10 protein-coding genes and 3 pseudogenes are annotated in these 12,295 nt (G+C 50.4%); 7 read left to right on the forward strand and 6 right to left on the reverse strand.

What is annotated here, in order from left to right; genetic code table 11:
- Window positions 1-92: 92 nt before the first annotated feature.
- Window positions 93-1,146, reverse strand: a pseudogene (locus tag ACYZT7_RS02300) (TonB-dependent receptor); the annotation flags it as partial.
- Here ACYZT7_RS02300 and ACYZT7_RS02305 point away from each other — a divergent pair.
- A pseudogene (locus ACYZT7_RS02305) lies at window positions 1,142-1,948 on the forward strand (OprD family outer membrane porin); the annotation flags it as partial. The pseudogenes ACYZT7_RS02300 and ACYZT7_RS02305 sit on opposite strands and share 5 nt — an antisense overlap.
- Window positions 1,949-2,036: 88 nt before the next feature.
- Here ACYZT7_RS02305 and ACYZT7_RS02310 read toward each other — a convergent pair.
- Window positions 2,037-2,331 (reverse strand): annotated as a pseudogene (locus ACYZT7_RS02310) (DUF3077 domain-containing protein).
- A 361-nt stretch (window positions 2,332-2,692) separates the two neighbouring features.
- Here ACYZT7_RS02310 and ACYZT7_RS02315 point away from each other — a divergent pair.
- Entirely contained in the window at window positions 2,693-3,040 is a 348-nt protein-coding gene (locus tag ACYZT7_RS02315; protein ID WP_462039788.1) for a type II toxin-antitoxin system RelE/ParE family toxin, read from the forward strand.
- On the opposite strand, the gene ACYZT7_RS02320 is transcribed toward ACYZT7_RS02315, so the two are convergent.
- Window positions 3,037-3,360 carry a helix-turn-helix domain-containing protein gene (locus ACYZT7_RS02320; protein WP_462039789.1) on the reverse strand — a complete coding sequence of 108 codons (324 nt, stop codon included), beginning with the start codon at window positions 3,358-3,360 and terminating at the stop codon, window positions 3,037-3,039. The two genes, ACYZT7_RS02315 and ACYZT7_RS02320, sit on opposite strands and share 4 nt — an antisense overlap.
- A gap of 223 nt (window positions 3,361-3,583) precedes the next feature.
- Here ACYZT7_RS02320 and ACYZT7_RS02325 point away from each other — a divergent pair, with 223 nt between their 5' ends.
- The 5 genes from ACYZT7_RS02325 to ACYZT7_RS02345 all read left to right on the forward strand — a co-directional run bounded on the left by ACYZT7_RS02325 (window position 3,584) and on the right by ACYZT7_RS02345 (window position 8,535).
- Window positions 3,584-3,805: a tautomerase family protein gene (locus ACYZT7_RS02325; RefSeq protein ID WP_007939483.1), complete on the forward strand. Its 222-nt coding sequence runs from the start codon at window positions 3,584-3,586 to the stop codon at window positions 3,803-3,805.
- Window positions 3,802-4,458 (forward strand): DsbA family oxidoreductase, encoded by a 657-nt coding sequence (locus tag ACYZT7_RS02330; protein WP_462039790.1) that lies wholly within the window; start codon window positions 3,802-3,804, stop codon window positions 4,456-4,458. The genes ACYZT7_RS02325 and ACYZT7_RS02330 overlap by 4 nt, the downstream gene beginning before the upstream one ends.
- A 43-nt stretch (window positions 4,459-4,501) precedes the next feature.
- The gene (locus ACYZT7_RS02335) at window positions 4,502-5,212 is read left to right on the forward strand and encodes an SDR family NAD(P)-dependent oxidoreductase (protein ID WP_462039791.1); all 711 of its coding nucleotides are present in this window, start codon (window positions 4,502-4,504) and stop codon (window positions 5,210-5,212) included.
- A 611-nt stretch (window positions 5,213-5,823) separates the two neighbouring features.
- The gene (locus tag ACYZT7_RS02340; RefSeq protein WP_462039792.1) at window positions 5,824-6,795 is read left to right on the forward strand and encodes a hypothetical protein; all 972 of its coding nucleotides are present in this window, start codon (window positions 5,824-5,826) and stop codon (window positions 6,793-6,795) included.
- Entirely contained in the window at window positions 6,796-8,535 is a 1,740-nt protein-coding gene (locus ACYZT7_RS02345) for an RNA-directed DNA polymerase (protein ID WP_462039793.1), read from the forward strand.
- Window positions 8,536-8,606: 71 nt separating this feature from the next.
- Here the strand turns inward: ACYZT7_RS02345 and ACYZT7_RS02350 are convergent, their stop codons facing one another.
- The 3 genes from ACYZT7_RS02350 to ACYZT7_RS02360 form a co-directional block, all read right to left on the reverse strand.
- Window positions 8,607-10,634: an ATP-binding protein gene (locus ACYZT7_RS02350; RefSeq protein ID WP_462039794.1), complete on the reverse strand. Its 2,028-nt coding sequence runs from the start codon at window positions 10,632-10,634 to the stop codon at window positions 8,607-8,609.
- Window positions 10,635-10,878: 244 nt separating this feature from the next.
- Entirely contained in the window at window positions 10,879-11,154 is a 276-nt protein-coding gene (locus ACYZT7_RS02355; RefSeq protein WP_462039795.1) for a hypothetical protein, read from the reverse strand.
- Window positions 11,151-12,131: an integrase domain-containing protein gene (locus ACYZT7_RS02360; RefSeq protein ID WP_462039796.1), complete on the reverse strand. Its 981-nt coding sequence runs from the start codon at window positions 12,129-12,131 to the stop codon at window positions 11,151-11,153. The genes ACYZT7_RS02355 and ACYZT7_RS02360 overlap by 4 nt, the downstream gene beginning before the upstream one ends.
- Between the last annotated feature and the right edge of the window lie 164 nt (window positions 12,132-12,295).

Here is a 12,295-nt window from a genome sequence, read left to right on the forward strand (position 1 = left end):
TGGCGGCGCTTTTTTATGGGCGAAGGTTTTTCGGGTTTGATCGTTCCCACGCAGAGTGGGGGAACGATCAACGACCAGTCGGTGGCAGGTGTTTAGAAGCTGTAGGTTCCGGTCAAGACCAGGCTGTGTGGTGCGCCCGGTTGAATCTGCGCCGCACTGGTGGCCGACGAGTAATAGGTCTTATCGCTGATGTTGTTCAGTGCCGCGCGCAAATCCCAATCCTTCTGCCGGAACCCGGCCAGTGCATCCCAACGGCCATAACCCGGCAGGACGGTGGTGTTGAGGTTGTCGGCATAACGCTGGCCCACCAGGGTCAGACCGGTTTCAGCGTACCAGCCCATTTCCGGTTTCCAGGTCAGGAACAGGCTGCCGTTGTGCTTGGCCACGTTACTGATGCGTTTGCCTTCAAAGCCGTTGTTGTCCTTCTCGACCGTCGCGTCCTGCACACCCACGCCACCGCGCACGTACCAGTTGCCGGCAATCTTGCCGGTACCGGTCAGCTCGATGCCGCGGGAACGTTGCAGGCCGGTGAGCAAGGTTACGCTCGGATCGTTCGGGTCGCTGGTGCGGCGGTTGTAGAGCTCCAGCTCGTAGATCGCCAACGTGGCGCTCAGGCGGTCATCGAGCCAGTCGCTCTTCACGCCGACTTCCTTTTGCTTGGTCAGCTCGGGGCTCAGGTCGTTGCTGTTGCCGGCGGCGCCCGGGGTGATGCCGATCAAACCACCACCGACCGGGGAAAAGGTCTTGGTCCAGGAGGCGTAGAAGGAATGATTCAACAGCGGTGTCCACACCAGTCCTACACGCGGGCTGGTTATGACTGTCGCGATCTTCGGAAATGTCCCGCAGTTTGTTGGTCGACTCGATGTCGAAGATGTCGTAACGCAGGCCAGCCAGCAGTTGCCAGCTCATCGACGGTGCGAACAGTTGCCGATTGCCGCTTACACCGTCGCGGTAGCTGTTTTGATCCATGTTGCCCATGTTCAGGCGCAGGCTGATGTTCTCGCTCGGGTCGGTGCTGAGGTCGGCGTAGAGGCTGCGCAAATCATCGCTGCCGCCCTGGGCTTCGATAGTCGAGCGGCGACCGGACTCAGGCAGCTTGCTGACCCGATTGACGATCCCGCCCTGACTGCCACGACCATACCTGATCACCTCCAAGGAGATCAAAGGCCTGGAGCTGAACGCCGGTCGCTTCACCGCCGAATCGCGCAAAAGCGCTGAAGGCCGTGACAGCGGTGGCCTGAAGTCGATCAACGTATTGGGCGGCAGCTACCAGTTCACCGAACAATTCAAAGCGGCGGTGTACGCGTCTGACGTCGAAGACGTGCTGAAGAAGCAATACGTGAACGCCAACTACGTGGTCCCGATCGACAAAGAACAGTCGCTGACCCTGGACTTCAACGGCTATCGCACCAAGCTGGAAGATTCCTACGTCCGCGACAGCGGTGCCACCGGCGACGACAACAAAATCTGGAGCCTGGCAGCAACATTCGCCACCGGCCCACACTCGTTCACCCTCGCTCACCAGCGCAGCACCGGCGACAGCAACCTGGGCTACGCCTACGGCGGCTACCAGAAAGATCAAGGTCGCGTCGGTGACGGCGGCAACACCATCTACCTGGCGAACGCCTACTGGTCCGACTTCAACGCCGAAGACGAACGCAGCTGGCAGCTGGGCTACGGCCTCGACTTCAGCACCTTCGGTATTCCAGGTCTGAGCTACAACTTCGCCTACGTACGCGGCGACAACATCACCACCTCCACCAGTGAAGGCGGTACCGAGCGCGAAATCTTCAACCAGTTCAAGTACGTCGTCCAAAGCGGCCCGGCCAAAGACCTGAGCGTGAAACTGCGCAGCTCGATCCTGCGTGTTTCGCAGAAATCGAGTGAGTACAACGTCAGCGGTAACGAAGTGCGTATGTTTGTGGATTATCCGATCAACATTTTCTGATGATCGGTTGCGCAATCGAGGCCTGATGCAAGGCTGAGAAAGAAGAAGCCCCGACTGGTTCGGGGCTTTTTTACGCGTGCGATTTAGATCACGGGACGACGTTACTGGCTCGGTTGTTACCCGGCGCATCGAGCACCTTCGCCACGTCATCAATGATTGCCTTGCTCATATCCTGCAAAAAAATGCGACGCCCAAGCATGCCGATCGGAGTCTCGAATCATGGCGGCGTCTGATGCGAGAAGTTTGGCGACGTGGAGTAGATCGGAGGCGTGGGAGAGGGCCTGGATGACCGGGACGCCAGCGTTGATGCGGAACAGCGGTTGGTTGGAGTGGTAGGAGAAAGGGGTGAGGCCGATGGTTTTCAGGTCTTGGGGGTTGGTCATTGGGCACCTCCGGTTTTTGGGCGGTGGTGGGCGTGACCCGGTGTAGCAGTAGCGAAAATTTTGAATGGATTGCGGGCATGCATTTGGAGAACTCTGATTGGTTCCTACATCGAATTCGAGTTATCAGGCCCGGTCGCTGAATTGGCAGCGACGGCTTGAAGGTAGCTTGAGGGAGGAGGATGCGCAATCGTGGCCAGGTGGTGGCGTAAATTGAAAAATGCAACGCATACAAAACGGACTACTCAAAAAGGGGCTGAGTCCTACTGCAGAAGAAGCCAGCGATGACTACTAAACAGCACCCCATCAATCGTCTACTGAGACGTTCGGAGGGCATCGGCTGTTCCAGGTAGGAATCCATCATTTGAAGAGATTTGCTTTTGTAAGTGAAGCTGCAACACGTGAGTACAGGGACTTACCGGATTGGGTACAAGATGAGTTCGGGAAAGACCTGATGCGTGTGCAGTACAACGGGGATCCAGAGCTGGCAATAAAGCAGCTGAGCTCAGTAGGGGCGGGGGCGATTGAGTTGATCATCAATGGCAGCCCGGCATACCGATGCATCTACATCGCGAAGTATGCGGACACCATTTTCGTCCTTCATTCGTTCGTGAAAACCACGAATCGAACTGATCGCCACGCTATGGCAGTTGCGGAAGATCGATTGAAGGAGCTCAAAAGGGAGCTTCGAAAAATGGGATGTAACGTCTAGCAGGCACGAGCTTGTGAAATCACAATCTGGGGCAAGGCGCCAGCATCGTTGGATGGCAACGTAAAAGTGGTGCGAAAGCCGAGTTTATCCAGCATGTCCATCATTGCATCGATCGTAAATTTCTCGATCTTGCCAGTGGTTAACTCTGAGACGCGGGATTGGGTCACGTTCAACCGGGCTGCAGCTTCACTCTGTTTCAGGCCCAGTTTTTTGATGCAGTCAGTGATGAAGATTGATAACTCCATTTTCAACGCCATTTTGCTGGCGACTTCCTCGTCATGCGTGACATGGAACGGGCTGTCGAAGAATTGAATTGCCATGGACATTTACCCTTTTAGGCGGTATCTAAAATTTAAGATAAGTCCAGATTAGCCGATTGATCATTTTTGATGCAAACGTTTTTTCTGTTTGCATGGCGGTACTCATTACATCAAGTAACTAATGATGTTCCCGCCCCCACCTTTATCCCCTCCAGCTAACTCCATACATTGAGCTCCAACGCCTACCCATTCATTCCGAAGGGAAGGTCACTGGAGATTCCTCATGCCTTTCGTAAGCGTACGCATCACCCGCGATGGCGTTACCTCAGAGCAGAAAGCTCAGGTGATCGCCGAAATCACTGAAACCCTGGAACGCGTCCTCAACAAGCGTCCCGACCTGACCCACATCGTGATCGAAGAAGTCGACACCGATAACTGGGGTTACGCCGGCATCACCACCACGCAGTACCGCAAGCAGCTGGCTGAGGCGGAGGGGCAGTCATGACCGCGGCGGTTTCCATCGATTTCATCTCCGACGTGGTGTGCCCGTGGTGCGCCTTGGGCGCGACGGCGCTGGAGCAGGCGATCGAGAACGTTGCCGGTGGGGTCTCGGTGGAGCTGACCTACAAACCCTTCGAGTTGAACCCGGACATGCCGGCTGTCGGCGAGAAAGCGGTCGAGCATTTGATGCGCAAGTATGGACGAACCGCCGAGGACGTCGCCGCCGGTAAAGCGATGCAGATTGCTCGCGGTGAGGCCATTGGCTTCAAGTTCGATCTGGAGAAACGCAGCCACTTCTACAACACCTTCGATGCTCACCGCTTGCTGTTATGGGCGCTGCAGGAAGGACGGCAGATCGAGCTGAAGAAGATCCTGTTGCGCGCTTACTTCAGCGAAGGCCAGAACCCGAGTGATCGCGAGACGCTGGTTAGTTTGGCCGCTGAAGCGGGACTGGATGCGGCGGATGCGCAAGAGGTGCTGGCATCCGGAGCGTTTGCCAGGGAAGTGCGTGAACTTGAAGAGTTTTACCGCCAGCGCGGCATCAATTCAGTACCGGCCATGATCCTTAACGGTCGTCACCTGGTGTCCGGTTCGCAGTCGGTCGAGTACTACGAACAGATGTTGAGACAAATGGCGAAGGTCCCCGCCGAAGCCTGATTACTTGCTTCTTCAAACCATCATTTATTAGTTGAGGTTCATCATGAGCAATTCGAAAAAAGTCATCGTTATTACTGGCGCCTCCCAAGGTCTCGGCGCAGGCATGGTCAAGGCTTTCCGTGATCTGGATTACAAGGTTGTTGCCACTTCGCGTTCGATCAAGCCGTCTACCGACCCGGATATTCTCACCGTGGCGGGCGACATCGGCGACCCTGCGGTCGCTCAGCGGGTTATTCGTGAAGCCATCGAACGTTTTGGCCGTATCGACACCCTGGTCAACAACGCCGGGATCTTCGTCGCCAAGCCGTTCACCGCATATACCCAGGAAGATTACGCTGCGGTGCTGTCGGTGAACCTGAACGGTTTCTTCTACATCACCCAACTCGCGATCACCGAGATGGAAAAACAAGGCCGCGGCCACGTCGTCAACATCACCACCAGCCTGGTGGACCACGCCATCGACGGTGTGCCGTCGGTACTGGCGTCGTTGACCAAAGGTGGCCTGAATGCGGCGACCAAATCCCTGGCCATCGAATACGCCAAGCGCGGGATTCGGGTGAACGCGGTTTCCCCGGGCATCATCAAGACCCCAATGCACGGCGAAGAAACCCATGAAGCGCTGGGGAATCTGCACCCGGTCGGGCACATGGGCGAGATCAGCGACATTGCTCAGGCGGTCGTGTATCTGGACAGCGCCAACTTTGTCACTGGCGAGATCCTGCACGTTGATGGTGGGCAGAGCGCGGGTCACTAAGACCTGGTTTTCCAAACGCCGGAAACAACAAAGCCCTCGTATTGCTACGAGGGCTTTGTTTTGTATGGTGCGGCACCAGACGAACGGTATATTTCTGCGGGGCTAGGTTTTTCGGGCGTCTGGAGTTCACTGGAAAATTCGGCGTACCCCAACTAGTAACTATAAATAAATCAGCTAGTTATGGCGTTCAGTGGAATCGAACTCGGGATTTTTTAGATGTCAGCACGTTGTCGGTCTGCAAGTAATTCAGAGCCGCATACGGAATGGAAAACCTCTTGAATTCGAACGTTGTCGAATATCCCCTCCGTAGAGAATAGGCAGAAATCCGCCAAAAGCTGCCCATAGTGACAGGTAGCCGACGGCCAAAAGACATCCTTCATGATAGATCGCATGCAATCCCAGTCGAAGGTAGGGGCAATGGTAATGGTCTGAAAAAAGCTGAAAGCCGCGTCCCGTTTCGAGAGAGACCCCTTCCCAAAATCAGTACCACGTTATCTAAATTATTAACATCCATAGCTAAAAACGCCTGGAATACACGCAATATCATCAAGTTTTTTGCAGATTCGTGCCGTTCGACTAACCTCTAATTGATCATAGATAAGGGGATATTAATGGGGCTGTTTTCTTCAAAGTTAACCTCTAAGGATATTCCGCATAGTATTTGGAAATCTGAGACTCTATATATCCCAGTAGCGCTTTCAGACGCACATAGAGAGTTTTTGAAAAGAAGAGGTTGGCTTGCCGAGTATAATCCTTCAGTCGCGGGGGGGAAGGGCGGTGAAACAGAATTTGAGGCGCGGGAACATGTCCTACATCGCTTCTTGAACTCTGCGGCAAGAATGCAGTATGTTTGTGCAGATCCTAGTGATGAGCAACCTGAAGTTAGAGACATGGTAGTTGATCAACTTGGTGATGGCCATATCTACTTACTTGATTTGGCAGCAGGTAATGGAGCCGGCGTGTTGGCCATGCTATCACTCCTATGCGAGCTTCGCGCGCTTGATAAAGTTCCAAAGTTACCGTTGAATGTTACGATTTTTGCCATTGATTTTTCTCCTGATGCGCTAAATTACTACGCAGAATTGCTTGGGGATATCAGGCCATGGCTTGATCAAAGTGGCATTTCTGTAAGTTTGACACTGAAGTTTTGCGATCTCACTGTGAGTGGCGATTTTAGTGAGGTATTTGAAGACTTTTTGGACTGTTCAAAAAAAGACAAAGTAAAACGACTTCTTTGCGTTATTTCCGCAGTAAGTGGTGCAAAGAAAGAGGGTGTAGAGTCAATGCATGACTCCTTCAAAATTGCAGCCGCAGGTCTCAGTCATAGAGCACGAAGCAGTTCTTGGTTGTGGGTCGAACCACATGTAGGTAAATCTTGGCCCTTGAAATTTGCAGAGTCTATACGTTTAACCTTAAGAAAAATTGTCTACAAGTTTCGTCCAAAAGGTGAGTCGTACGAAATTGAAACTGCCGTCCCGCTTGAGTCCGAGTCTAAAACGAGAAGCTTTGAATGGAGTGATCCGCATAATGGGAGAACGACCAAAAGCCGCGTGTTTGTGATGACATTTAAGAGTATTTGCTAAATGTTAAATATCGATCAAACCTTGTTGGTTAGGGCCCTTAACTCAACAAGAACAACTTACCCTGCTTCATACGTAGGCTTGCGGTTAATAGGGATTCAGCTTCCCAAAGGAAGTGACCAGTATTTGCAAAATATTTTGATTCGAAGGCTTAACTCTGGAGATCTCTGGAGATACAAAGAATTTAAGCTTTATAAGGGTACAGCTAGCGATGTGGAGGGGGATGTACATGAGTATAGAAACTGTTTAGCGCCAAGCCCTCTCACAGCCATAGCTGAATCACTTATACTAGCCACACTTGCGGCTAACCCGAAATTCAAGACTAATGAAAGAGTTTTCAGTTATTTGTGGCCCAGTTCAAAAAAATCTGGAGCAAGCTATGAATTTTTCGCAGATGGGTATAAGCGTAGAAACAAAGGTATCGCCGAAAAGCTCAGGGATCCCAATAATATTGCAGTGGTTACAGATATAAAAAGTTTTTATCCGTCGGCAGATAAAGGGCAAGTAATTAAAGCTCTGTCTGAGTTGTTGCTAAATGATAGTCAAGAACTTGCAGCTCAGACTGAAGTAGTACTAGAGTTTTATAAGCAGCTTATCTCCCGCAGTGAAAATGGCATACCAGTAGGGTGTGCATCAGGCCATGCACTAGGGCATATAGTTCTAAAACGTTTAGATTCAGAATTGACGAAAAAATATGGAGATTGTTATTTTCGTTATGTGGATGATATTGTGGTTGTATGCAGTAGGAAAGATGAGTTATTTGTAAGACGGCATATCATGCATTGCGTTGAAAATAATGGGTTTTTACTAAATCAGGATAAGACGCTAATTTTTGATTTCGAAAATTGGCAGCGTTATATTATGCAGAGTGATACGTTGGGCGGAGATGATTTTAGAAACTATGCAAACGACATAGCTGTTTATCTTGCACTTCACCCCAAACGATCCGGTGCGCTCAAGGATATGTTGTTTGACAGTGGCCTACGTATTCCAATTGATAAGCTGAAAGCTCTATCGACTTACTCGCGGTTTAAATATTTTTTAGCTGGGTCAAAATATAATAAGCCAGTAATTGTCAGGAGCTTTTTTTCAAGTAACGAGGATTTTTTGCGGCGCGGAGTCGCCATAAAAAATTCCCATGAAGAGTCCCTTAATAGCCTGGCTGAAGAGTCTATAGAAACAGCTCCGGCTTTTCGGCGACTACAGGTGCAGCGTATCCGGAGGGTTCTAAATGCAACGTTCTATTTACGCGATTTCAACGATTGGTCAGGGGATGAGGTTTTCAATCAATTCCCAGAGTTAGTTGAACAAAGGGCGCTTGCGAAAGCTTTATCTTCAGGGAATGCAGATTCGGTGTTACCTTTTTTTGGCCGGGGGCCTGCTGCTTTTGCTGAACTGTGGAATCAATATGGTGGCCGTGAGGCAAAATTAGAAAAATCAATTAATCAGTTTAATTATGCTGAGATCGACTCCATTGCGAGCCTTAAACTCCATGGTGTGCTGTCGAGTGAAGAGCTAGAAAAAGTTTGTAAAATTAATGATTCGCGATTGCTTCGTATAGTAAGTCATTTTAATTCAAGTGCTAGGACTTCTCCTGATCTGTCATTCGAAGACGAGTTCGAGTCTCTTTGCTTAGGGTCATCTTCTGCTGCTATTTCTGAATTGGCAAATACTCGTCACTCGCTTGAAGAGGGGGCGACTCTTGATGCCCTTTCTTTGATGAGTACAGAGTATAGAAGTTAACTTTAACCATCATGGTCGGTGTTTGAACTAAAAAGTTACCCGGTCTGTCCCATATAAACTAAATCTCTTTCTTAGTTGGATGGGAGGCCCAGCTTGGTGAAGAATGCGCTATTGCGCTCCCTAGCGGATCTGACTAACTGATTAAATGAAATAACTTCTATGTAGGATTTATAGTTGTCGTTGTATCCAAAGTAGCCCATGCCATCCGCAGTGATAGTTAGGTTTGCTTGCTTGCACCTCTTTGTCATAGTTTCGGTCAAGTCGCACAAGATATAACAGTAACCTGGGATTGACTGTGATCCGGGAATCAGCAAGCCGGACTTTGTTTTTGCTTGCCCCTCTCGAACTCGCTCCAAGTAGCTGAGCGACTGTTGTATGGGGTCCTTATCTTCTCCCTCCTTCATGTCGTTACGCATGGGGCGCTTAATTTCAATCACAGTAATGGATGCAAGCGGAAAAGATGGACTGTTATTTACAAGCAGAGGATTGTCAAAAAGTCTAAGGCTGAGGATGTCAGGTTCTTTGGTGGAGTTGCTATCTGTGATGGGCATGGCATTCAGGGTCTTGTCGGATGCCAAGTAGTTGTGGAAAGCTAAACGCTCATCAATTAACCAAAGATTGCAGTTGTCTAAAAAGACTTCTGTAGAGTCTTTGCGCATTGGCATGATTAGTTCGTGGATTATGTCTTCCCTTGCGTATTTTTCATCGTTTAAAAGTCCAATAGACTTTTGGAGTAAATCAATAATTACTTTTCGATGGGATACGTAATTGGCAAGGTCCGATTTTTTGAGGTCTCCAGCCTTTTGTAAATATGCCTGGAGACGTATTTCATATTCTTCAAGATGCTCGTCTCTAGACGGCTGCATTATGTCATGGCCTTCATGGAGTAGCTGGCGTTCGACCTCGTACCACTGGGCATGTAGGTGTAATTCTAAGTCTTTGTCCGATTTTTCCGGATCAACAATCAACTCTTCTTCATCAATATACGAAATGATGGGGCGGTAGCGCGGAGCTTTTTTGGAAATAAAGTCATCTACACGCATCTTGCCAGCAGTAATATTTACGGATAATACTTCATCCAAGTATTCTTTGGCTCGTTCAAGTACTGATTCGCGAATCATTTTCAGACTAATTTCAGTACCAGCAAAAATGCCATCAAACTCCTCTGCAATGTCAAAGGCGGTACGCTCACTTCTCACATGCTGATCTAGATAGCCGGAGGAAACATAGCAGGTGTATGTAAAGTCACCGGAGTCGTCAGCGATTTTTCCGTAAAGACCTGGTATCTTGCCTTGGATGTTTTCTTCTTTAACCAAGCGATTTGCAGCACATAGGGCAATCTGGTGTTTCTTATTGACTGATGCGCGAAATTTAATATGGGTCAACTCAAAGGGCTGCCCCATTATTGTTATTGTCTCCGGGTATGCACTTGAATGCATGTGGTCATCATAAAGTTTGTATAGATTTAATGTCTCTGACCCATCCATCAGAGTGATTTCTGGTGCCCCCTCTGAACGCACGAAATACCATAAGCAATGCTCTAACAACTGGTTGGCAATAGCGTCAGCCTTCGTGGGGACCGCTTTCCGGTACGATTCTTCGAAGTACCTTAAGTTAATGGTTGTGCCCGTCTCTTTACTTTCGGATGTCACCACGCTGTCGGCGTGTACCCCTAACTTTTCGTCAAATTGGAAAGAGCGTTTCTGGTAAGAATCGACTTCACTGAAAAATGTACTGGTGACTTCAACCTGCTTAAAGGCCTTTAACCACATTAAACGCCCAACACCCCGGCAACCTTTTTCAATTTTGTGATCGGAGTCAAGAGTTTTGAATGATGAAAAGTTAGTGTCATTAAAACCGCAGCCATTGTCGGAGATACTGAATCCTGTGATCGGGCTTGTCGTTTTGGTTCCAATTTCGAGAAGTTCTTGGGAGGATCGGAGAATGTGGAGGGTGATTCTACCGCCAGATTCTAAATTACCTTTCTCTTCAATGGAGTGAATTGAGTTAACCACTGCTTCGAATACTGGCATCAACCCATGGCTTTTGGGCAATGAAGTATTGCGTAAGCGTCCTTTTAAGTTTGTTTGTAGGCTCACTGTTCACTCCATTGATAGTCATGACCGGGGCGAAAATACGGTATCTACTAGCTCGTCTAGTTCTTCGCGCTGTTGGAGTCTAGATTAGGCTTATACTCCCAAAGCAGGCAATAACAATGCAAGAGCTTTAGCGTGAGGCGGGGGAAGGCGGGTGAGGTCGAAATTCACTCGACCTTAGCGGCTGACGCTAGTGCTTTAATTTGAGTAGCCTAGCGACATCCCGTCGCCGGTTGCTGACCTTGGCCTAACGGTCGAACTGCCAGGATTTTCCTAAGCGCTCAACGAGCAAGTGCACGGTCAGCAGATAGTAATACCGCGTCGATTCAGCGCTCTGGTTCAAGTGGTGATTTAGAAACCACGTGATATGCTTTTGCTGCCAAGTCCATGGATTATTGCGTTGCCAGCGCTCAGCGATTGCTGTTTGGATAGCTTTCGCCTGATGAATGTGGCGTTGGCGGGTTGTGTACGAACCAGTCAGGATGCCCGCCAGGAACAGTTCCATATCGAATGGCTTGCTCATGCTCGACCACCAATATAAGCCGATACCACGTCGATACGGCCGTGTCCAAGCTCATGGCTGATTTGCACTCGGGCCTTCTGATCGAGGTGATGGTCGAGCTGGTAGCAATTGCCGCCGTTGATTGGCGAAAGGTGGTGCGTGATCTGCTCATAGCGTTCGCACGCATAGGCTGCTCTTAATTCGTGAAAGCCTTTGAGGCTGTGAATTTGGAGGATGTACCGGGCAGGGCGGACGATTCGCTGTTGGAAATCGAGATAGCTTTCGTCCGGCGCAAGCAGGTTGCGGCTGCCGTCGGGTGAGACCTGTTCGGCATACATGACCGCTTCGTGAATATGCTCATCCACCTCGATCCAACGAGGAGCTGATGCACCCGAACGGCCACCTTTAGTGCCATCCTGGATGTTGATCTTCCCGTATTGTTCGGACTCGCGCTTCAGGCGCGGAAGGTCGGCCAAAATCGCCTCGCGTAAGCGCATGCCGGTGGCTCGCGCTAACTGAGCGATGGCCGCGGCGCGCGGCTGCTGGTGTTCGCAAAGCACCTCTACGATCCGCTTCACCTGTTCGCGGTCTTGGCCTTGCGGCACTGAATGACGAACACTGGTGCGCCGCATTCCCAGCGCCTTACTCGGGCCCGGCACTTTCACATATTGATCACCGCGAAGCGCAGCCATGGTCCTATTCACACTGGACAACCGGTTTTGCGCAGTTGCGATGGCCAGCTCACCTCGTTCAACTTGTTGGCGCAGATGTCCGGCGTAGTCCATCAAGGTCTGCCGATTAATCTGCCGCGCATCGTTAAACCCCGGGCCATCCTCCGACCGACACCAGCGCACAAAAGCCTGCCAACGCTCACTGTGCGCCTTGACGGTCCCGTAATGGCCGCCGTCAAACAGATCGCGCAATGCCTGCGGCCCGGCATAGCTCAGTTGTCGGCCATAGCCAAAATTGCGGCCACCTCGTTTGCCCACCAGTGCCATGATCGAACTCCTCTCGAAGCTAAAACTTTTAAAACTTTCCCCACGTCATCCCGCCAAGAATGTTGAGTGTTATCAGGGATCAAGGCCCCTGCGACCTGTGAGGGTTGTCCACTAACGCGGAACTGACGACTCCTTACGACCGGGAGCTTGGGCATTTCATGATC

The organism is Pseudomonas sp. RT4P38, from assembly GCF_054897765.1.